Annotated in this window: 19 protein-coding genes and 1 tRNA gene; 8 read left to right on the forward strand and 12 right to left on the reverse strand. The window is 69.6% G+C overall.

Going from position 1 to position 21,019, the window contains the following annotated elements; all coding sequences use genetic code 11:
* Positions 1 to 66: 66 nt before the first annotated feature.
* Positions 67 to 894 (reverse strand): SOS response-associated peptidase, encoded by an 828-nt coding sequence (locus tag AN216_RS01100; RefSeq protein ID WP_070194661.1) that lies wholly within the window; start codon positions 892 to 894, stop codon positions 67 to 69.
* A gap of 91 nt (positions 895 to 985) precedes the next feature.
* Between AN216_RS01100 and AN216_RS01105 the strand changes: the two genes are divergently transcribed.
* The 3 genes from AN216_RS01105 to rsgA are packed head-to-tail and all read left to right on the forward strand — an operon-like array spanning position 986 to position 4,159.
* The gene (locus tag AN216_RS01105) at positions 986 to 1,711 is read left to right on the forward strand and encodes a M50 family metallopeptidase (RefSeq protein ID WP_070194662.1); all 726 of its coding nucleotides are present in this window, start codon (positions 986 to 988) and stop codon (positions 1,709 to 1,711) included.
* 54 nt (positions 1,712 to 1,765) lie between these two features.
* Positions 1,766 to 3,127: a 3-phosphoshikimate 1-carboxyvinyltransferase gene (gene aroA, locus AN216_RS01110; RefSeq protein ID WP_070194663.1), complete on the forward strand. Its 1,362-nt coding sequence runs from the start codon at positions 1,766 to 1,768 to the stop codon at positions 3,125 to 3,127.
* A gap of 12 nt (positions 3,128 to 3,139) precedes the next feature.
* Positions 3,140 to 4,159 carry a ribosome small subunit-dependent GTPase A gene (gene rsgA / locus AN216_RS01115; RefSeq protein ID WP_070194664.1) on the forward strand — a complete coding sequence of 340 codons (1,020 nt, stop codon included), beginning with the start codon at positions 3,140 to 3,142 and terminating at the stop codon, positions 4,157 to 4,159.
* A 32-nt stretch (positions 4,160 to 4,191) separates the two neighbouring features.
* On the opposite strand, the gene AN216_RS01120 is transcribed toward rsgA, so the two are convergent.
* On the reverse strand, positions 4,192 to 4,911 hold the full coding sequence (locus AN216_RS01120) for a TetR/AcrR family transcriptional regulator (RefSeq protein WP_070194665.1): 720 nt from the start codon (positions 4,909 to 4,911) through the stop codon (positions 4,192 to 4,194).
* Between the two features lie 133 nt (positions 4,912 to 5,044).
* Here AN216_RS01120 and hisN point away from each other — a divergent pair, with 133 nt between their 5' ends.
* Complete coding sequence (gene hisN / locus AN216_RS01125) at positions 5,045 to 5,839, forward strand: histidinol-phosphatase (RefSeq protein ID WP_070194708.1); 795 nt, start codon at positions 5,045 to 5,047, stop codon at positions 5,837 to 5,839.
* A gap of 207 nt (positions 5,840 to 6,046) precedes the next feature.
* On the opposite strand, the gene AN216_RS01130 is transcribed toward hisN, so the two are convergent.
* The gene (locus tag AN216_RS01130) at positions 6,047 to 7,513 is read right to left on the reverse strand and encodes a catalase (RefSeq protein WP_070194666.1); all 1,467 of its coding nucleotides are present in this window, start codon (positions 7,511 to 7,513) and stop codon (positions 6,047 to 6,049) included.
* Between the two features lie 135 nt (positions 7,514 to 7,648).
* Between AN216_RS01130 and AN216_RS01135 the strand changes: the two genes are divergently transcribed.
* A complete protein-coding gene (locus AN216_RS01135; RefSeq protein WP_070194667.1) occupies positions 7,649 to 8,065 on the forward strand; it encodes a Fur family transcriptional regulator in 417 nt (138 codons plus the stop codon).
* A gap of 166 nt (positions 8,066 to 8,231) precedes the next feature.
* On the opposite strand, the gene AN216_RS01140 is transcribed toward AN216_RS01135, so the two are convergent.
* The 3 genes from AN216_RS01140 to AN216_RS01150 form a co-directional block, all read right to left on the reverse strand.
* Positions 8,232 to 8,305, reverse strand: a tRNA-Met gene (locus tag AN216_RS01140).
* Between the two features lie 128 nt (positions 8,306 to 8,433).
* On the reverse strand, positions 8,434 to 10,200 hold the full coding sequence (locus AN216_RS01145) for a tetratricopeptide repeat protein (protein WP_070194668.1): 1,767 nt from the start codon (positions 10,198 to 10,200) through the stop codon (positions 8,434 to 8,436).
* 172 nt (positions 10,201 to 10,372) lie between these two features.
* Positions 10,373 to 13,243: a UPF0182 family membrane protein gene (locus AN216_RS01150; protein ID WP_244502266.1), complete on the reverse strand. Its 2,871-nt coding sequence runs from the start codon at positions 13,241 to 13,243 to the stop codon at positions 10,373 to 10,375.
* Positions 13,244 to 13,355: 112 nt separating this feature from the next.
* Between AN216_RS01150 and AN216_RS01155 the strand changes: the two genes are divergently transcribed.
* Complete coding sequence (locus AN216_RS01155) at positions 13,356 to 13,916, forward strand: PPA1309 family protein (RefSeq protein ID WP_170842987.1); 561 nt, start codon at positions 13,356 to 13,358, stop codon at positions 13,914 to 13,916.
* A gap of 96 nt (positions 13,917 to 14,012) precedes the next feature.
* Here AN216_RS01155 and AN216_RS01160 read toward each other — a convergent pair whose 3' ends face one another.
* The 4 genes from AN216_RS01160 to AN216_RS01175 all read right to left on the reverse strand — a co-directional run bounded on the left by AN216_RS01160 (position 14,013) and on the right by AN216_RS01175 (position 17,229).
* On the reverse strand, positions 14,013 to 15,110 hold the full coding sequence (locus AN216_RS01160) for a YlbL family protein (protein WP_070194710.1): 1,098 nt from the start codon (positions 15,108 to 15,110) through the stop codon (positions 14,013 to 14,015).
* A gap of 25 nt (positions 15,111 to 15,135) precedes the next feature.
* The gene (locus AN216_RS01165; protein ID WP_070194670.1) at positions 15,136 to 15,414 is read right to left on the reverse strand and encodes a hypothetical protein; all 279 of its coding nucleotides are present in this window, start codon (positions 15,412 to 15,414) and stop codon (positions 15,136 to 15,138) included.
* A 174-nt stretch (positions 15,415 to 15,588) separates the two neighbouring features.
* Positions 15,589 to 16,053 carry a molybdenum cofactor biosynthesis protein MoaE gene (locus AN216_RS01170; protein ID WP_070194671.1) on the reverse strand — a complete coding sequence of 155 codons (465 nt, stop codon included), beginning with the start codon at positions 16,051 to 16,053 and terminating at the stop codon, positions 15,589 to 15,591.
* A gap of 78 nt (positions 16,054 to 16,131) precedes the next feature.
* Complete coding sequence (locus AN216_RS01175) at positions 16,132 to 17,229, reverse strand: SDR family oxidoreductase (RefSeq protein WP_070194672.1); 1,098 nt, start codon at positions 17,227 to 17,229, stop codon at positions 16,132 to 16,134.
* A gap of 133 nt (positions 17,230 to 17,362) precedes the next feature.
* Here AN216_RS01175 and AN216_RS01180 point away from each other — a divergent pair, with 133 nt between their 5' ends.
* Both AN216_RS01180 and AN216_RS01185 read left to right on the forward strand, forming a co-directional pair.
* Positions 17,363 to 18,916, forward strand: coding sequence for a zinc-dependent metalloprotease (locus AN216_RS01180; protein WP_070194673.1), 1,554 nt, complete (start codon positions 17,363 to 17,365; stop codon positions 18,914 to 18,916).
* Positions 18,913 to 19,440 (forward strand): NUDIX hydrolase, encoded by a 528-nt coding sequence (locus AN216_RS01185; RefSeq protein WP_070194674.1) that lies wholly within the window; start codon positions 18,913 to 18,915, stop codon positions 19,438 to 19,440. Before AN216_RS01180 ends, AN216_RS01185 begins: the two co-directional genes overlap by 4 nt.
* A 121-nt stretch (positions 19,441 to 19,561) precedes the next feature.
* Here the strand turns inward: AN216_RS01185 and AN216_RS01190 are convergent, their stop codons facing one another.
* Together AN216_RS01190 and AN216_RS01195 are read right to left on the reverse strand one after the other, a co-directional pair.
* Positions 19,562 to 20,314, reverse strand: coding sequence for an AIM24 family protein (locus tag AN216_RS01190; protein ID WP_070194675.1), 753 nt, complete (start codon positions 20,312 to 20,314; stop codon positions 19,562 to 19,564).
* A gap of 15 nt (positions 20,315 to 20,329) precedes the next feature.
* Positions 20,330 to 21,013: an AIM24 family protein gene (locus tag AN216_RS01195; protein ID WP_070194676.1), complete on the reverse strand. Its 684-nt coding sequence runs from the start codon at positions 21,011 to 21,013 to the stop codon at positions 20,330 to 20,332.
* Positions 21,014 to 21,019: the final 6 nt, after the last annotated feature.

Below are 21,019 nucleotides of genomic sequence, written 5' to 3' on the forward strand. Positions count from 1 at the left end.
CGCACCGCGGCCAGCACGTCACTCCCAGCACCCTGCCCCCAGCATCCGTCCGCTTCCAACACCCGCTCAGAACAGCGTGCCCTCCTGCGGCGCGGCCAGCTCGGTCAGCAGCTCCGAGCCGTTGTTGCGGACGTTGCTCACGTCCGTCGAGACCGGGTAGGCCCGCATCAGCCCGGCCGGCGGCGGGGACAGCAGCTCCCGGAGTTCGTCCCGGTCCGTACGCGCGGGGTCCAGCCAGGCGTCCCACCGGTCCGGGGTCATCATCAGCGGCATACGCGGGTGGATGTCGGCGAGCGACTGCGGCGCCGAGCTCTCCGACTCCCCGGTCATCCCCGGGAGCAGGGTCGTCTCGGCGGCAGTCGTGATCACCGTGCAGGTCGCCCACCACGCCCGCGGGTGGCCGTCCTCCAGCGTGCGGTCGCGCCAGAACTCGTAGAGTCCGGCCATCGCCAGCACGCCGCCGTCCGTCGGGGTCACGAAGTACGGCTGCTTGCGCGGCCGCTTCCCGCGCCCCTCCTGCTCCCGCGCGAGTTCGTCCCGCTCCGTGCGCCACTCGTAATAACCGTCGGCCGGCAGCAGACACCGGCGGGACGTGAACGGCTTGCGGTAGGCGGACTTCTCGTGGACCGTCTCCGCCCGAGCGTTGATCATCTTCACGCCCAGGTCCGGCGACTTCGCCCAACCCGGCACCAACCCCCACTTCAGCGGCCGCAACTGCCGCACGGGCTGCCTCGCGTCGGCCCCGCGCACCGGCCGGTCGAGCACGGCGGGCACCTGTTTCGTCGGCGCGACGTTCCAGTCGGCCGCGACCGCCTCCTCCGGGTCCCACTTCTCCACCTGGAACAGCCCGGCGAGGTCCTCGGGCGTCCTACTGGCTGCGTACCGTCCGCACATAAGTGCCAGACTGCCACGGCACTACGACAAGCCGCCGTCCGTTGTCCCGAAGCAGGGCCGAGGGGCGGAAGGCCGGGGAGGACAGCAGCCGATGGACAACGCAAGCATCACCGATCTCTGGGACCGGGTTCTGGGCTCCCAGCCCGATCCCGAGCCCTGGCTCGTCGCCGCCACCGGCGCCCTCGTAGTGGCCGTGGTCATGTCACACGGCACGTGGCGCCTCGCGCGGAACGCCGTGACCATCGCGCACGAGGGCGGCCACGGCCTGGTCGCGCTGGCGACCGGTCGCAAGCTGGACGGTATCCGGTTGCACTCGGACACCTCCGGGCTGACCGTCTCGCGCGGCAAACCGCACGGCATCGGCATGGTGCTCACCGCCGCCGCCGGCTACACGGCCCCGCCCCTGCTGGGCCTCGGCGGCGCCTGGCTGCTCGCCGCGAACCACATCACCGCGCTGTTGTGGGGCGCGACGGCGCTGCTGCTGGCGCTGCTGGTGATGATCCGCAACGCCTACGGAGTGCTGACCGTCGTGCTCACCGGTGGGGCGTTCCTCCTCGTCTCCTGGCTGACCGACGCCGAGGTACAGGCCGCGTTCGCGTACGTCGTGGTGTGGTTCCTGTTGCTCGGCGGGGTGCGCCCGGTGTTCGAGCTGCAGGGCAAACGCCGACGCGGTGGCGCCCCGGACTCGGATGCCGACCAACTCGCCCGGTTGACCCACGTGCCCGCCGTGATGTGGCTGGTGTTGTTCCACGCGGTCTCGTTCTGCGCGCTGATAGGTGGCGGGCGCTGGCTGCTCGCCCCGCTCGCCGGCTGGTGAGCACCGTGCGTCCACACGACACGGCCCGCCGCCGGACGCTCTAAGGTGAGATTCATGACGGAACGCACCGGACCCGCCGTACTGGACCCCGAAGCCCTCTGGCCCGCGCCGCGCGCGACGGACCCGGTCGCGGCGACGGTGGCCGTGCCAGGCTCCAAGTCGGTCACCAACCGCGCGCTGCTGTTGGCAGCGCTGGCCGCCGAGCCCGGTTGGCTGCGCCGGCCGCTGCGTTCCCGGGACACCCTGTTGATGGCCGACGCGCTACGGGCGTTGGGCGTCGAGATCGAGGAGACGGTGCCCTCCAGCAGTTCCCTGGGCCGCAGCCCCGAAACGCTGGGCGAGGTCTGGCGCGTCATCCCCGCCGGACTGTACGGCCCGGCCACCGTCGATGTCGGCAACGCCGGCACCGTGATGCGATTCCTGCCCCCAGTCGCGACGCTCGCCGACGGTCCGATCCACTTCGACGGCGACCCGCGTTCCCACGAGCGACCGCTGCACGGCGTGCTGGACGGGCTACGGACGCTCGGTGCGCGTATCGAGGACGAGGGCCGTGGTGCCCTTCCGTTGACCGTGCACGGCAGCGGCTCGCTGCCCGGCGGCCGGGTGACCGTCGACGCGTCCTCCTCCAGCCAGTTCGTCAGCGCGCTCCTGCTGTCCGGCGCGCGCTTCCAGCAGGGCCTGGAGGTACGGCACACCGGCGACACTCTGCCCTCCGTGCCGCACATCCGGATGACCGTGGACATGCTGCGGGCGGCCGGAGCACAGGTGGACGCCCCGGAGGACGGTGGCGCGGCGAACACCTGGCGGGTCACCGCAGGGGCACTACTCGGCCGGGATCTGGTGGTCGAGCCCGACCTGTCCAACGCCCAGCCGTTCCTCGCAGCCGCGCTCCTGACCGGCGGGCGGGTCACCATCCCGGACTGGCCGGTACGCACCACCCAGCCGGGTGACGCGCTGCGCGACATCCTCACCGCCATGGGCGGCGACTGCGTGCTGGACGAACGCGGACTCACCTGTACCGGCACCGGTCGAGTGCGCGGCGTCGACCTCGATCTGAGCGAGGTCGGGGAGTTGACGCCCGGCATCGCCGCGCTCGCCGCGTGTGCCGACTCCGAGTCGGTGCTACGGGGCATCGGTCATCTGCGGCTGCACGAGACCGACCGACTCGCCGCGCTGTGCGCGGAGATCAACGGCCTCGGCGGCGATGTCACCGAGACCGCGGACGGCCTGCGGATCCGTCCGCGTCCGCTGCACGGCGGAGTGTTCCACACGTACGACGACCACCGCCTGGCCACCGCCGGCGCGCTGCTGGGACTGGTGGTGGACGACGTGCGGGTGCAGGACATCGCGACCACCGGCAAGACCCTGCCCGACTTCCCCGAACTGTGGCACGGCCTGCTCGGAGCGAAAGCGTAGGGCGGGGGCGGGATGCGCCGTTACGGCAAGCACACCGACGAGGACGACATCCGGGTTCGCCCCGGCCGCCGGGGCAGCCGACCGCGTACGCACACCAGGCCGAAGCACGAGGACGCGGCACCCGGTTTCGTCGTGACCGTCGACCGCGGCCGGCTCACCTGCCTGGTGGAGGGGCGCACGGTCACCGCGATGAAGGCCCGTGAGCTGGGCCGCAAGGGCGTGGTGGTCGGTGACCGAGTCGACCTCGTGGGGGATCTGTCGGGGGCGCGGGACACGCTGGCACGGATCGTGCGGGTCCGGCCGCGGGAGTCGGTGCTGCGCCGCACCGCCGACGACACCGACCCGTACGAGCGGGTGATCGTCGCGAACGCGGACCAACTCGCCATCGTGACCGCCCTCGCGGACCCCGAGCCCCGGCCCCGGCTGATCGACCGTTGCCTGGTCGCGGCGTTCGATGCCGGGCTGGACGTCCTGCTGGTGCTCACGAAGGCCGATCTGACACCCGCCGACCCGCTGCTGGAGACCTACGCCCCGCTGGGCATCCGCCATCTGGTCACCAGCCGGGAGGAGTTGGCGACCGACGCGGCGGCGGAGCGGGTACGGGAAGCGCTCTACGGCCGGAACACCGCCTTCGTGGGACACAGCGGAGTCGGGAAGACAACCCTGGTGAACGCCCTGGTGCCGGATCGGCAGCGGGCCACCGGCGTGGTGAACGCGGTGACCGGGCGCGGACGGCACACCACGACCTCCGCGCTGGCCCTGCCCCTTCCGGCCGCCGAGGGGACCACTGGGGGCTGGGTGATCGACACCCCCGGACTGCGCTCGTTCGGCTTGAACCACGTCGACCCGTCCCGGGTCATCAGCGCCTTCCCGGACCTTGAACCAGGCACCGCCGACTGCCCACGCGCCTGCGGTCACGACGAGCCGGACTGTGCCCTGGACGCCTGGGTGGCGGCCGGCCACGCGGAGCCGGCACGGCTGTACTCCCTGCGGCGGTTGCTGGCCACCCGGGAGCGTCACGAGGGCGACTGACCCCGGCGGCACCCGCCGGGCCCGCACCCGGTTCAGTGCAGCAGAGCACGCACCATCTGAGCGATCCGCTGCCCGGCCGCCTCCTCCGGGTCCGTGTGCGGATCCGTACGAGACGACGGGTCGAGCGCCGGAGCGGGCGCCGGGTCGACCCCCGCGCCGGGAGTTGGGTCAGGCGCCACCAGATAGGACAGGGCCAGCCGCATACCCGCCTCGCAGGCCCGGCGCAGCTGGGTCCCGCCGACGCCCTGTCCGTCCGGGGCCCCGTCGCCCCCGGAGCGTTCGTAGGCCGGGTTCGCGCCGCCGCCAGCGTGGTCAGCGTCACCGTCCGACACGGTGAGCGCCGTGACCACCCGGTCGCGTAGCCGCGCGGCCAACTCCCCCGGCGTGTCCGGCCGCTGCGTCACCGCGGGCGGCATACGGGAGTCCCAGCACCCGGTGAGCGCGGAGCGCACCAGCGGCTCGCTCGGCGCCGTACGCAGCATCCACACAGCCGCCGCGGCACAACCGAACGCCACGTCCCCGTCCTTACGGGCGCTCCGCGCCGCCACCGCGGCGACGCTGTCGACGAAACCGGTGACCCGGCGGCTGATCAGCGCGCTGCCCAGTCCTTCCTTGCTGCCGAACTCGTTGTAGAGCGTCTGGCGGGAGACCCCCGCACGCTCCGCGATCTCGACCATCCGTACGCCCGCCCAGGGGCGTACGATCACCGCCTCGTGAGCGGCCTCGAGCAGGGTCTCGCGTGCTGTCGGCATACGGTGCCTCCGGCGCCGGCATGGTTGTGCGGGACACGATTGACGCACCGCCACAAACCGTCAAGGGAGCGCGCACGCGCCGATGGCCGTGGCTGTGTGGCTGTGCGCGCGGGAAGCTCGGTACTGTTCGCACATGCCGGACTACCACGATGATCTGCGTTTCGCCCACGTGCTGGCCGACGCCGCCGACGCCACGACCATGGAGCGGTTCAAGGCTCTCGACCTGGCGGTGGAGACCAAGCCGGACATGACCCCGGTGAGCGACGCGGACAAGGCCGCCGAGGAGCTGATCCGTACGGCGCTGCAGCGCTCCCGGCCCCGGGACGCGGTGTTGGGCGAGGAGTTCGGCACGGAGGGCCACGGCCCGCGTCGGTGGGTGATCGACCCGATCGACGGCACCAAGAACTTCGTCCGCGGGGTCCCGGTGTGGGCCACCCTGATCGCGCTCACCGAGATGGGCGAGGGCGGCGACCACCCGGTGGTCGGACTGGTGTCCGCACCGGCACTGAACCGGCGCTGGTGGGCCGTGCAGGGCGGTGGCGCGTACACCGGGCGGAGCCTGTCGAAGGCGACGCGCATCCGGGTCTCCAGGGTGAACCGCGTGCAGGACGCGTCGTTCGCGTACTCCTCCCTCACCGGCTGGGAGAACCTCGGCATGCTGGACGGTTTCCTGGAGCTGTCCCGCTCCTGCTGGCGGACCCGCGGGTACGGCGACTTCTGGCCGTACATGATGGTCGCCGAGGGCTCGGTGGACATGTGCGCGGAGCCGGAACTCTCGCTGTGGGACATGGCGGCGAGCGCGATCATCGTGGAGGAGGCGGGCGGCTGCTTCACCGGCCTGGACGGCAGGCGGGGCCCCCATAGCGGAAACGCCGCGGCGTCCAACGGCCTGCTGCACCAGGAACTACTCGGCTGCCTCAACCAGTAGGCACGGGGCGTCGCGCCTCGTCATGGAGTACGGCCACGAGCCGCTGCCAGAGCACTGACCGTTGCGGGCACGGAGGCTCGTGCGGGGAGCGCACCGGTGTACGCACGGCAAGGCGAACCAGCCGGGCGTACGAGCGCGCGACAAAGCCCGGAGGGACCGGAGCCCAACGGCGTCCGGCCCCTCCGGTTTGTTACGGCAAGCCGCCCGTCAGCCGCGCAGGGCCTGGACCGCGGCCTCCAGCCGCTTGCCGTAGTCAGCGTCCGCCTTGCGGAAGTTCTCGATGGCACGCTGAGCGATGTCATCACGGGTCACACCGGAGAGCGCGCCCGCGAGGTTGTTGATCAGCCGCTCCTTCTCGTCCTCCGTCATCATCCGGTACAGGTTTCCGGCCTGGACGAAGTCGTCGTCCTCGGCATGTGCCGGCGCCTCCGACGTATCGGTGACGCCCGACACGGTGACCGGCTCCCACAGCGGCCGGTTGGTCTGCGCGGGACCGCCGAAGCTGTTCGGCTCGTAGTTCTTCGCTCCGGCGTGCCGGCCGTCGTACAGGAAGCCGTCGCGCCCGTACGTACGCGCCTCGGTCACGTGCGGACGGTTCACCGGCAGGTGGTCGGCGTTGATGCCAACGCGATAGCGATGCGCGTCACCGTAGCCGAACAGTCGTCCCTGGAGCATCTTGTCCGGTGACGGGCCGATGCCGGGGACGAAGTGCGCCGGCGAGAAGATCGACTGCTCCACCTCGGCGAAGATGTTCTGCGGATTGCGGTTGAGCTCCATCCTGCCGAGCTCGATCAGCGGATAGTCGGCGTGCGGCCAGATCTTCGTGAGGTCGAACGGGTTGAAGCGGTAGTTCGCGGCGTCGGCGGCCGGCATGACCTGGACGTACACGGTCCAGCTCGGGAAGTCACCGCTGTCGATGGACTCCCGCAGGTCACGCTGGTGGCTGTCCGGGTCCTCGCCGGCCAGCACCGCGGCCTCCGACTCGGTGAGGTTCTTGATTCCCTGGTCGGTTTTGAAGTGGTACTTGACCCAGAAGGACTCGCCGTCGGCGTTGCTCCACTGGAAGGTGTGCGAGCCGAAGCCGTTCATGTGCCGGTACGACGCGGGGATGCCGCGGTCGCCGAACAGCCAGGTCACCTGATGGGTCGATTCGGGCGAGAGGCCCCAGAAGTCGAAGACGTTGTCCGCCTCCTGCGAGCCGGTGTACGGATCGCGCTTCTGGGTGTGGATGAAGTCCGGGAACTTGAGGGCGTCCTTGATGAAGAACACCGGAGTGTTGTTGCCGACGAGGTCGTAGTTGCCCTCTTCGGTGTAGAACTTCAGCGCGAAACCTCGCGGGTCACGCACCGCGTCCGCCGAGCCGAGGTTTCCGGCCACGGTGGAGAACCGGGCGAAGACCTCCGTCTCCTTGCCGACCTCGGAGAGGAAGTGGGCCCGCGTGTACCGGGTGAGGTCAGCGGTCACGGTGAACGTGCCGTAGGCCCCCGCACCACGCGCGTGCACGATCCGCTCCGGAATCCGCTCGCGGTTGAAATGAGCGAGCTTCTCCAGCAGGTGCTGGTCCTGCACCAGCACCGGGCCCCCCACACCCGCGGCCTGGCTGTTCTGGTTATCGGCGACCGGCGCGCCGGCCTCTGTGGTAAGCGGTCCGGTGGTCGCGTCCTGCGTGGTCAATTCCGCCTCCTGCTCATCAACCTGTTCTTGGCTCTCGCCTGCGCCGATCCTACATTGGACATTGTCCAAGTCAAGAACTCTATGAAGTCGATACGCGTTCTGGCAATAGAACTACATGCTGCTAGGCTTGTTGTCATGAGTGACCTGCTGCAACGGCTCCGCGATCGCGGTTGGCGGCTCACCGCACAGCGGCGAGTCGTCGCCGAGGTGCTCGACGGTGATCACGTGCATTACACCGCCGACGAGGTGCACGCACACGCTTCGCAGCGCCTCCCGGAGATTGCCCGCGCGACGGTCTACAACACCCTCAGCGAGTTGGTCAGCATCGGCGAGGTCATCGAGGTCAGCACGGACGGGCGGGCCAAGCGATACGACCCGAACGCCCAACACGCACACCAGCACCTGGTCTGCTCCCGGTGCGGCACCATCCGGGACGTACACCCGATCGGTGACCCGCTCGCGGCCCTGCCGGAGGGGGAGCGCTTCGGCTTCACCGTGTCCGAGGCCACGGTGACGTACCGCGGACTGTGCCCCAACTGCCTCGTGGGCTGACCGCATCCAGCACGCGAGCCCCGACGCATGACCGCCCTCAAACCTCATACCCTCGAATCGAAGGGGCCGCCAGCCCCGCGGCGATCGCCGCTCCCCAGCCGCGCGCGGTTCATCCATCGCACAGCACTGAGGCCCGGATCTGTGATCCGGGCCTCAGCCTTGAGAGTAGCGGGGACAGGATTTGAACCTGCGACCTCTGGGTTATGAGCCCAGCGAGCTACCGAGCTGCTCCACCCCGCGCCGTTGTGTTCAATAGACTAACCCCACAACAACGACCAGCGCAAATCCATTCCCGCGGCACTCTCAGTGTTCATCACGTCACCGCCCTGGATGTGTTGTCCCGTCACCAATGTGCCGGGACAACACATCTAGGCCGTCAGTTCCTCCCGCAGGGCGTCGAGCAGCTTCGCCGCCCGATCGGCCACCTCGTCCGGCCCCAGTTCCACCGCGCGGGCGCACCAGTGCTGCCCCTCCGCCAACTCGCCGCGGCGGGCGCTGATCAACGCCAGGCGCAGTGCCGCCCTGCCGTGACCGGCGTCGGCGGCCCGGGTCCACCACAGCGCCGCCTCGGGCTCGCTGCCCTCACGCGCGAGCAACAGGCCGAGGTTGAAGGCGCCGTTGGGGCTGCCGGCTTCGGCGGCGGTGCGGTACCACCGCGCGGCCTCCACCACGTCTCCACGCGCGGCGGCCACCATCCCGAGTCGCACCTGGGCCCTACGATGCCCCCGCGCGGCCGCGTGCTCGTACCACCGGTCGCACTCAGCGGGGGTCTCCCGATCCGAAGCCTCAGCGGACTCGGAGTCGTTACGCTCCAACAGCGCCGCCAGGCGGAACGCGCCCTCCACGCTGCCCGCGTCCGCCGCACAGCGCAACTGCCGCTCAGCCGCGGGTACGTCGCCCTCCCGCTGCGCGGCCATGCCCACCTGCAGGGCGGCCTCCGCGTGCCCGGCCGACGCGGCTCGCTCGTACCAGACCCGGGCCGACTCCTCGTCACCACGTGACACCTGGAGGATGCCCAGGTTGAACGCGGCGTCGACGCTGCCTGCCTCAGCGGCCTTGAAGAACCACGGCTCGGCGCCCTCCGCGTCGCCTCGCTGCAGCAGGAGTACGGCCAGTGCGTTGGCGGCCTCCCGGTGTCCCGCGTACGCGGCACGCCGATACCACTGCTCGGCCTGGGCGGTGCGGCCCTGGCCCGCGCACAGCAGGCCCAGATTGAACGCGCCGTTGTCATCACCCGCGTCGAGCGCCTGTCGGTACCAGTGTTCGGCCGTCTGCCGCTCGCCCCGCTCGGCGTGCAAGGCTCCCAGCGCGTTCGCGGCGTTGCCGTCCCCGTCCCCGGCGGCGCGTCGCCACCACAGGGCGGCGTTCGCCTGGTCGCCCGCGTCCCGCAACAGGAAGCCCAGCGCGCAGGCAGCTCGAGCCTCACCGTCCTTCGCGGCGGTGAGGTACCAGTGCCCGGCCTCCTTCAGCTCACCGCGCCGCTCCAGCGCGGTCCCCAGGCGAAGCGCCGCCCGGCGATGACCGCGGGCCGCGGCCTGCCGATACCAGTGCACGGCGTCCTCCTCGGCGGAACCGCCTCCGCCACCGACCGGACCCGCGGGCTCCCCAGGGCCCGCGGGCACTACCGTACGGTCGCTCCCCACACCGGAGTTCTCGGTCGTGCGGGCACTCATCAGACGGGCGACCCGATAGGCCGCCTCCCGATGGCCGCGTTCCGCGGCTGCCCGGAACCACGCCTCGGCACCCTCCTCGCCTCGGTGGTCCAGCAGGTCGCCCAGTGCGTACGCGCCGAGGACGTGCCCGGACTGCGCCGACTGGCGCAGCCAGTAGTCAGCCGCTGGCTCGTCACCCCGCTCCCGGTGGTGACGGCCCAACGCATGTGCCGCGGCAGCCGATCCGGCCACCGCCGCGATACGCCACCAGCCGGCCGCGTCGTCGGCGTAACCACGCTGGTGCAACAGTACGCCCAGGTTGTTGGCAGCGGCGCGGTCCCCCGCCGCCGTGGCCGCACGCAGGTGCGGCTCCGCACCGTCAAGGTCACCTCGGCGCAGCAACTGCGCCCCGAGCACGCTCCGGGCAGCGGCGTCCTGAGCGCCGGTACCCGCAAGCTTCGCGTTCTCCCCCATAAGCCCCATCGTCGCACCACTCGTAACCCGCGTACATCTGGTATACCGCAACCAGTGAGGTCACTTCAGAGGTTTGTCGACTTCCCGACTGAGAGATAGTTCAAACGCCATTCGCCTCAACTCCCCCATACAAGCGAGGGACCCGGAGTCGGTTGACTCCGGGTCCCTCGTCGGAACGAACCTAACCAGTGGCCTTGTTCATGCGCTCAATGGCTTCCTGGAGTTCCTCCTGCGCCCGTCCCTCGGCGGACCAGTCGCCTTCCTCCCTGGCCTTGTTGACCTTCTCCCAAGCGTCCCCGACGTCCTGGATGGCCTTCTTCAGTGAAGTGTCACCCGCGGGAGGTTCGTCCTTCTCGCCGCCTCCGTCGCCGTCGCCCTCACCGCCTGATTCGCCGTCGGTCGGGAAGATCTCGTTGAGCGCTTCCGCGAGGGTGTTCTCGTACGCGATCTTGTCTCCGAAGGTCGCCACGACCTTTCTCATCCGTGGGTAGTTGGTGTCCGCGCCACGGAGATAGATCGGTTCGACGTAGAGCAACCCGCCCTTGAGGGGCACGGTCAGCAGGTTGCCGTACTCGATGTCCGAGTCGCCTCTCTTGAGGATATTGAGGTCGTTGGCGATCTCGGGATCGGAGTTGATCTTGCTTTGGACCTGCTGGGGCCCGGGCACCGTCGTGTTGGACGGGAGTCTGAGCATGGTGATCTCGCCGTAGTCGGCACTGCCGGCGTTGGCGTCGACCGCCATGAAGGCGCCAAGCGTCTGCCGTTCGACCGGGTTGAACGTGGTCGTCAGCGAGAAGGTCTGTTTCTCCTCGCCCGGCATCTTCATGCTCAGGTAGTACGGCGGAACCGCGTTCCCCTCCTGTGTCGGGTCATCCGGGATCTGCCAGCGCTCACTGCCACTGTAGAACTGCCCCGGCGAGGTGACGTGATAGCGGGTCAGCAACTCCCGCTGCACCTTGAACAGATCCTGCGGATACCGCAGGTGATCCATCAGCTCGTCGCCGATCTCGCTCTTCGCCTTGACGGTGTCCGGGAACGCCTTCATCCAGGTCTTCAGCACCGGGTCCTTGGTGTCCCACTGGTACATGTCCACTTTGCCGCTGTAGGCGTCTACCGTCACCTTGACGGAGTTGCGGATGTAGTTGACCTGGTTCTGTTGGGCGACCACCGACCGCTGCTCGTCGGTCAGCGCGTCAGCGGTCGTGTCACCAAGGGTGGTGCGAGACGCGTACGGGTAGTTGTTGGTGGTCGTGTAGGCGTCCACGATCCACTTCACCTTGTCGCCGACTACCGCCGGATACGGATCACCGTCGATCGTCAGCCAGGGAGCCACCGCCTCGACCCTCTCCTGCGGGGTCCGGTTGTACAGCACCTGCGAACCCTCGCCGATGGCTCCCGAGTAGAGCATCCGTGGCTCGTTGAACTTCACGGCGTACGCCGCGCGGTTCACCGGATTGGAGAGATCGACACCACTGTCGCCCTTGTAGGTGTACGTCTTCTCGCCGCTGTCATCCGCGTAGTCCAGCTCCTGCTGCGGACCGCCCACGATGGAGTACTGCTTGGTGTTCTCGCCGTAGTAGATCCGCGGCTCGTAGTCCCCGAGCTGACCCTTCGGCGGCAGGTTCTTCTCGGTGAACACCGGCTCGCCGTCCTTGTTCACCTCGGTGCCCTTGCCGGCCACCATCCCGAAGCCGTGGGTGTACTTGAAGTGCTCGTTGATCCAGCCCTTCTTCGGGATTCCGTCGGTGTTGATCTCCCGGAGGCCGACGACCGTGTCCTGTTCCTTGCCGTCCTTGGTCGTGTAGCTGTCCACGTCCAGTGTCGAGGGGAACTTGTAGTAGCCGCGCACCTGCTGCTTCTGCTGGTACGTCGGCGAGACGATGTTCGGGTCGAGCAACCGCATGCTGGCGGCGGTGTCCGCGGCGTCCCGCAGGGTTGTCGGCTTCGCGTCGGAGGTCCCGGGATAGTTGTTCACCTTGGCGTCGTCGATGCCGTAGGCGTTCCGGGTCGCCTCGATGTTCTTCTTGATGTACGGCGTTTCCTTGGCCTGCTCGTTCGGCTCGACCTGGAACTTCTGCACGATGGCCGGGTAGAGCCCGCCGATCAGGATCGCCGACAGGACCATCAGCCCGAATCCGATCACCGGCAGCTGCCAGGTGCGGCGCCACAGGGTGCCGAAGAAGAGCACGGCGCAGATGATCGCGATAATGAACAGGATCGTCTTGGCGGGGAGATACGCGTTCGCGTCGACGTACTTCAACCCGGTCCAGTTGTCCGTCGCCTTGAACTCGCTGCCCTTGACCGCGAGGCCGTACCGGTCGAGCCAGTACGCCACCGCCTTGAGCGCCACGAACAGTCCCAGCAGCACCGACAGGTGGCCCGTCGCCTGTGCCGTGGCACGGGCTCCGGGAGTGGTCACCCGCAGCCCGCCGTAGAGGTAGTGCACCAACGCGGCGGCCAGCAGACCCAGCACCACGGCAGCGAATCCGAAGTTCAACAGGAAGCGGTACCAGGGCAGGTCGAAGGAGTAGAACGAGATGTCCTTGCCGAACTGCGGGTCGGTCTTCCCGAACGAGACGCCGTTCACCCACATCAGCCAGGTCCGCCACTGGCTGGCGGCGGAGGCTCCGGAGATCAGCGCCACCACCGCCGAGATCCCAAGCAGAATCCACTTCTTGTACGGCGCGATGCTCATCCGATACCGGTCCAGGCTCTGCTGCTCCAGTGACATCGCACTGAGCGGCGGGCGCAGTCGATGCGCGAGCCAGATGTTCACGCCGACGACGGCCGCCATCAGCAGACCGAAGACGGCGAACAGGCCGACCTTCGTCCACAGGGTGGTCGTGAAGACCGAGCGGTAACCAACTGAGCGGTACCAGAGCCAGTCGGTCCAGAACCCGGTGAACATGACGAAGAGCATTGCCAGGACTGCGAGCACTCCGACGGTCAGCAGCAGCGTACGGGCGCGCCGCGACGGTCGGCCGACTCTGATCCGTGGCCCGGTGGGGCCACCCGAGCCCCGGTCCGGCATCTGGAAAGCCAAGGTGCGCACCTCGAAGATTCGCTGTGGATGTGACTGGGCCGAATCGTAGGACCCACTGAAACAACTTAACCAAGCTTTACTCAGTTCCCGTTTCCGGGGTCTTCGAGGGCACGATATGCGCATGGACGACTCCCCCAACACCAGCAGCCCCCTCACGGCACACCCGTTGACCCGGGCCGTACTCGAGATCGACGAGTACGCCTCGGGTCTTGGCTGGGACCAGCCGGCCCGATTGTTCGCCCTGGTCAACACTGCACAGCTACGCGTCGAGGAGCCCCAACTGGCCGAGCAGCTCGGCCCGGACCCGGCCGACCACGACGCGAGCGCGCTCACTCCGGTGGAACAGGACTCCCTGCCGCCACACACCGCCCTGGACGAGTTCCTCGGCACGATCGCCTGGCCGAACGCAGTCACCGGCTGCGCTCTGACCGTGGAACGCCTCATGCTGCCGCCGTCCGCGGAGGAGTCCGTGCCGGAGGAACTGGGCGGCGCGGAACTGAACAACTGGGTGGCCGAACACCCGGACCGGCAGGAGGTACGGATGACCGTCGCGGTGCTTCGGGACGGCACCCGTGACTCCGCCGTACGCCTGCGCTCGAAGGACGCGACCACCGAAGTGCTGACCGGTGAGCGGCTGGTGCCGGGCCTGGCGGACGCGCTCGCCGCCACTTTCGAGGAGTGAGCTGCAACCAGCCTCGGTTCGGAGGCTGAGCTGCACCAGCCTCGGTTCGGAGGCTGAGCGGAACCAGAGCAGCCGCGCGCCGCGCCGTACGGAAGATCAGCCGGCGGCGCAGCGCGGCAACTCGGCGGTCTTGTCTGCTTTGATCTTGCGCAGCGCGGACATCGCGTCGTCCATCGTGTCGATCTTCACGAGGATCAACCCGTCCGGCGCGTTCGCCACGGCGCCCGTGCAGTTGTCCTTCGGGGTGAGGAAGAACTCGGCGCCCTTCTCCCGAGCCGCGACGGTCTTCATGTGTATCCCGCCGATGGGGCCGACCTGCCCCTTGTCGTCGATCGTCCCGGTGCCGGCCACGAACGAGCCGTCCGTGAGATCCTCCGGGGTCAACTTGTCGACGATGCCCAGGGCGAACATCAAACCGGCGCTCGGACCGCCCACGTCCGCGAGCGTGATGTCGATGGAGATCGGGAGGGTGTGCGCGACCCCCGGCTGGATGCCCACCACGGCCCGTCCGTCGTCCGCCTTCCGCGTGGGTACGGTGACCCGCTCGCCCGGCAGCTTCTCCGGATTCCTGCCGTCCTTCTCCGCGGCCTCGGCCTTGTCCGCCGGGACGACGGTGAACCGCACCTTCTCCCCCGGGTCATGCTCGGTGACCAACTCCGCCACGTCGTTCGGGTCCTTGACCCGGGTGCCGTCCACGGACTTGATGACGTCACCGGCGTGCAGCTTCCCGCGCGCCTCGCCGTCCTTGAGGACCGCCTGCACCACCACCCGGGTGGGCACCTTCTCGCCCAACTCCCGGAGTGCCGCGACCTTCGCGCTCTCCTGGGACCGGCTGAACTCCTCGGCGTTCTGCTCCTTGACCTCCTCGGCGGACTTGCCGGAGGGGTAGAGCGTCTGCCTCGGCACCACGGCGCTGTCCTCGGCCAGCCAGCCGTAGATCGCGCGGAAGAGGTTCATGCGGTAGTCGGACCCGGTGACGCGCACCGTGGTCATGTTCAGGTGGCCGCTGGCCTTGTTGTCCGAGACCTCTTCCCCTGGGAAGCTGAGCACCTGCTCGCCGTCGACCGAGCCCAGGGTGTTGTAGGTGGGTCCGGGTGACATGGCCGAATACGGCACCTTGATCAACACCGCCGCGCAGAGCACGGCTATCAGCAGCAGTGTGGACGCTAGCATGGTCGCGGTGCGGCGTGGCATGCCGAAACAGTACGGGACCGGTCCGTCAGCGGGCTTCCCGGGCCGGTCCGTCCGTGGCGGCCAGCGCATCGGCGGCAGTTGGGGCACGCGGGTCCGCGGCCGGGAGCGTACCGAGGGACGTGTCCGCCGCGTTCGCCCCGCCCGAGGCGGGGACGGCGGCCTCCATGGCGCGGCGGAAGCGGTCGTACGCGGCGACACCGACCGCGTCCGGGACCAGCGTGCGTCGGCGAGCGGCCATCCCGCCCCACACGCTCGCCAGCACGGCACCGGCAAGCGGAATCAGCAGCCAGAGAAGTGCAGCCATGTGTGTGCTCCCGATTCTCGCCCTAGCCGCCTGACATCTCGGCTCCCCAACCGGCCGAGACCTGCGACGTCCGCGTATCTTTCAACGCTCCGGTCAGCTCATCAGGTACGCGACCGGAATGTATATACGCCGAACGCGGGACGCTGCGGCGGCACGGTCAGGAGGGATAGGACGTCACGATCCGACTCCCACCCACTCCTCCGTGCCGTCCGCGAAAAGTTGGTGCTTCCAGATGGGGAGTTCCCGCTTCAGCTCGTCGATGAGCTGCCGGCAGGCGTCGAACGCCTCCGCCCGATGTGGGCAGGACACCGCGACGACGACGGCGATGTCCCCGACGCGCAGCTCGCCCACCCGGTGGACGGCGGCCACGGCCCGCACCGGATAGGCCGCGATCACCCGCTCGGCCACCCGTCGGAACTCCGCGTCCACGCTGGGATGCGAGGAGTACTCGAGCTGTGCGACATCCGTGCCGCCGTCATGGTCTCGTACGGTGCCGACGAAAAGCGCCGTGCCACCCGCGGCGTCGTCGCCGACGGCCTGGAAGACCTCGTCGAGCGACAGTGGACTGTCCCGGATCTCAAGGAGCCGCACCGGGTCGGTGGTTCCGCGCTCGCCGGGATGATCATCTCTCTGCGTCATACGTCGAATGCTGCCGTACCCACCCGGAATGCGAAACCGGGGACCTCACCGGTCGTGGCTCCTGCGCTCACCCGCCCGCTACAGGCCGCGCCGCTTGCGCGCGCGGCGTACCAGCGCGGCGGTGCCCAGGAGCGCCACCGTGGCACCCGCGGCGCCAGCGGCGGTGGCGTCCTTACGGCCCAGCCGGCGGCCCGCCACGGTGTGCTGCCCGGACACCTCCTCGAGCAGTTCCGCGAGCACATCCTCGTTGGTCCACCGGGGACGCCACCCCGCCTCGTACAACCGGCTGCCGCTGACCACCCACGGGTACATGGTGTAGGCGAGGTCCCCGGCCAGGGAGGGTGTCAGGCCCAGGCGGTGCAGCCGCGCGGCGGCGCCCATCGCGACGGCGGAGGGCAGCTCCATCCGCCGCATCCCGGAGAGTTCCTCGAGCTCCTCCTGCTCGAGCCAGCCGTCGCAGCCGACCGCCAGCTCCCCCTCCACCTTCTCCAGCGCGGCGTACTCCAACGCGCTGACCAGGTCCTCGACATGGCAGAACTGCCAACAGGGGCGTGAGCCCGCGACGACCAGCAGCCTCGGTGACTCGAAATGCCTGGTGAGCGCCGTGTCCACGCCACCGACCAGAGCCGCGGGGCGTACGACCGTCACGTTGAGCCCCGGGTGCGCGCGCGGCGCGCGGTGTGCCAGCCGCTCGATCTCCAGCAGGTCCCCGACGCCGGTGGCCTCGGCGGTGGCGCACAGCTCGGCGTCCTCCGCGAGCGGCACGTCGTTCGTGGGCAGCGCGCCGTAGACCATCGTCGAGGTGCACAGCACGACCCTGTGCACGCCGGCGGCGGCGGCCGCGGTGAGCACGGTCTGGGTACCGCGGACGTTGTACGCCGTACGAGCCGCGGCGTCGCCCTCCAGCCCCAGGTCCATGGCCAGGTGCACGACGACGTCCACCGGCCGCCCGTCACCGCGCAACCGGTCGGCGATGACCGGGTCCCGCACGTCCAGCGTGTGCCACTGTGCCGCCTCGCCGGACTCCCCGCGGCGTTCGTCGAAGCCGACGACGTCCTTCACCTCGGGTGAGCTGATCAACCGCTCGAAAAGCAGCGCGCCGATCCCGGACGCAGCGCCCGTCACGGCGACGGTGGGGGTTCGCGCTACGCGAACGTCGGTCTCGGAGGAACTCACCGGGTGTCTCCAGCGGTTGTTTCTGGTACGAGGTGCGCGGGCTCCATCCTGCCTGACGGATGTCTAGGCTGGAGGCACACCCACCAGAATCAGACCAATCGAACCGTCCGACGAGACAGAGCCGAGGAAACCCGTGAGTGACATCCCATTCGGATTCGGCGTACCTCCCGAGGAACCCGAGGACGGGAGCGAGGGCAAGAAGAATCGGGACGGCGAGAGCGGCCGGGACGAGCAGAGCGGCGGCAAGCCCTCGTTCGGATTCGGCGGCAGCGGAGCGGGCGGTCCCGAGAACCCGCTGGCGGCCATGTTCGGCTCGTTGGGCGGCGGGGCCGGCGGTTCGTTCGACCCCGGTGACCTGGGCGCCGCCTTTCAGCGGCTGGGCCAGATGATGTCGTACGAGGGCGGCCCGGTGAACTGGGATATGGCCAAGGACATCGCCCGGCAGACCGTCGCCCAGGGCGGGCCGGCCGGTTCCGCCGACGCCGAGGAGGGCTCCAGGCCCTCGCCCGACCGCAGTGTCAGCGCGACCGAGCGGGCCGCGGTCGAGGAGGCCGTCCGGCTCGCGGACCTGTGGCTGGACGGCGCGACCTCCCTGCCTTCGGGTTCCGGCACGGCGGTGGCCTGGAGCCGTGCCGAGTGGATCGAGGCGACGCTTCCGGTCTGGAAGGACCTGGTCGACCCGGTCGCCGAGCGGGTGGGCGCCGCGATGGGCGATGTCCTGCCCCAGGAGATGCAGGCCATGGCGGGTCCGCTGATCGGCATGATGCGCTCCATGGGCGGAGCCATGTTCGGCACCCAGATCGGCCAGGCGCTCGGCGTGCTGGCCGGCGAGGTCGTGGGCTCCACGGACGTCGGGCTGCCGCTGGGGCCGTCCGGCAAGGCCGCGCTGCTGCCGCGCAACATCGAGGACTTCGGGGAGGGGCTGGGCGTCCCGCAGGAGGAGGTCAGGCTGTATCTGGCCCTGCGGGAGGCCGCGCACCAGCGGCTGTTCTCCCACGTGCCGTGGCTGCGCTCGCACCTCTTCGGGGCGGTCGAGGGATACGCCCGCGGGATCAAGGTCGACACCTCCAAACTGGAGGACGTGGTCGGACAGGTCGATCCACAGCACCCCGAGGAGCTGCAGCAGGCGCTCCAGCAGGGGATGTTCCAACCGGAGGACACCCCGGCACAGAAGGCCGCGCTGGCGCGTCTGGAGACGGCCCTGGCCTTGGTCGAGGGCTGGGTCGACGCCGTGGTGCACAGTGCCGCGGAGCCCCACCTCCCCTCCGCCAGCGCGCTTCGGGAGACGCTGCGGCGGCGGCGTGCCTCCGGCGGACCGGCGGAACAGACCTTCGCCACGCTGATCGGGCTGGAGCTGCGTCCCCGGCGGTTGCGTGACGCGGCACGACTGTGGGCGCTGCTGGCGGAGGTACGGGGCACCGAGGGACGGGACAGCGTCTGGGAGCACCCCGACATGCTGCCGACCGCTGAGGACCTGGACGATCCGGACGGCTTCGTGCACCGCGAACAGCTCGACTTCTCGGAGCTGGACAAGATGCTCGGCGACGCCGCCCAGGGTTCCGGCCCGGACAACACCGGAACCACTGAAGCCACCGGCGGTGACGGCCCGGGCCGGGACCGGGAGACGGGCAAGGACCGCGACGAGGGCACTGACCCGGACGACACCGAGGGTGGCGGCGCCCGGTGAGCCTGCACGCTGACGCGGAGCGACTGCTCACCGACTGGCAGGCCCCGGATTCCGGGCAGGACCGGCTCCGGCACACGTATCTGGAGCACCTGACGGCCCACCCGGACGGCATGTTCAAGTCCTGCCAGGAGGGCCACCTGACAGCGAGCGCGCTCGTGGTCGATCCCGTACGGCAGCGGGTCCTGCTCACCCTGCACCGGAAGCTGCGGATGTGGTTGCAGACGGGCGGGCACTGCGAGGCGCACGACGAGACGGCGACGGCGGCGGCGTTGCGGGAGGCCGAGGAGGAGTCCGGCATCACGGGGCTGACGTTGTTGCCCGCCGGGCCGGTGCGCCTGGACCGGCACCTGACGCCGTGCGCCTGGCACCTGGATGTGCAGTTCGCGGCGCTCGCGCCGGAGGGAGCCGTGGAGGCCGTCAGCGAGGAGTCGCTGGACGTGCGGTGGTACGCGTACGACGAGGTGGCCTCGGTGGCCGACGAGTCGGTGGTGCGGCTCATGGAGCGCACCCGGGCGGTGCTGTGAGGGAGCTGTCACCGGTCGGGGAGGGCGTCTGTGCGGCGTTCCCCGACCGGTGAGCGGCGCTGCTCCGGCAGCCAGGCCCTCCTCGGGCGGGCCGTTGGGGGCCTGCTGGACTGGCAGACGGTCAGGAGAACGCGTTCCCTTGGTTCTGGCCGCGGGCGCCCTGCTGGCCCATGCCGTACTGCGCGGCCATGCCGGACAGTACGGCGTTCTGCGGGGGCAGCAGTTCGCTCGGCTGCACCAGGGCGTGGCCCTGGCCCATGAAGCTCAACTCCCAACCCTCGCCGGTGTTCCCCCTACGGCGCCAGACACCGGAGGAGGTCGTCTGGGCCTGCATCTGCACCCGCAGTGAGGTGGACCAGGCCACGACCGCGTCGGAGTCGGCGTTCGCGAAGGTTTCCGGAGTGACCTGCAGCATGAGGGGCTTGCCGGAGGTCATCAGGGCGACCTTGCCGTGGCCGGAGATGTTCAGGTTGTACTTCCCCGATCCGGAGACGCCGTACTGGCTGTCCACGGAGATGACCTCCCAGTGCAGCGTGGAGTCCAGCGCGAGGACGTACTGGCTGTCCACGGTCAGGCCCTCGTGATCGATGTCCATCACGTGGACGTACTGCGCGAGGTTCGCCAGGAAGACCGTGCCCTCACCCGAGACACGCATCAGGTCGAGACCTTCCCCGGTCCGGGCGCGGGCGTTTCGCTGACCCTGGGTCTGGTACTCCCCGTCGAACTCCAACAGACCCTGGTACGCGACCATGCTTCCCTGCCGGGCGAGCACGTCCTCGTGTCCGCTCAGCGCGACCCTCAGCAGGCGGTCGTTCTGCAGGGCGTACCGCTCGGAGGACTGCACCTCGGTGTAGCCGAAAAGCGAACTCTGCATGTGTGTTTCCTCCCCTCAGCCCCGTGCCCGCAGGCGGTCGGTGCTGTCCTCACTGGGCTGGACGACGACGAATCCCTGTCCGGAGAAGCCCATCTGGTACGCCTCTCCGCTGCCCCGGCCGATCATCGAGGAGGCCTTGAAGCTGCGCTTGCCCTTCATCTTCAGATGCGTCGACCAGGCGACCAGCGCGTCCGGGTCGACGTACGTCTCGTCCGCGCCACGACCGCAGTCCACGACCACCGGCGTGCCGCGTGTGGTCAGCGCGACCCAGCCGGTGCCGGAGATCGCGACGTTGAAGAGGCCCTGCCCGGAGAACTTCGCCATGCCCTTTACCCGTTGGACGCCCCAGTTGAGGTGGGCGTCGAAGGCCAGGATGTTGCTGCCGTTCACCGAGAGGCTGTCCTCGTTGAGGTTCAGCACGACAACGTCCGCGCCGTAGTCCGCGAGATAGAGCATGCCGTCGCCGTGGCACCGCATCAGAGGGGCGCCCTCGCCGGTGAGCCACTGGGAGGCCATCTGGCGTACGGCCGGCGGGTTGGGGTCGTACTGCACGAACCCCTCGTACGCCACCATGGAGCCGGTGCGCGCGAACAGGTCCTGCCCGGACTGCATGACGACCCGGAGCATGCTGTTGCCGTGGGTTTCCATACGGGCGGTGGGTGCGGCCGGGGTGCAGCCCGACACGAGTTGTTGATCCATGACGGG

The sequence above is a fragment of the Streptomyces oceani genome (genome assembly GCF_001751245.1).
In the GTDB taxonomy this organism is placed as follows: Bacteria; Actinomycetota; Actinomycetes; order Streptomycetales; family Streptomycetaceae; genus Streptomyces; species Streptomyces oceani.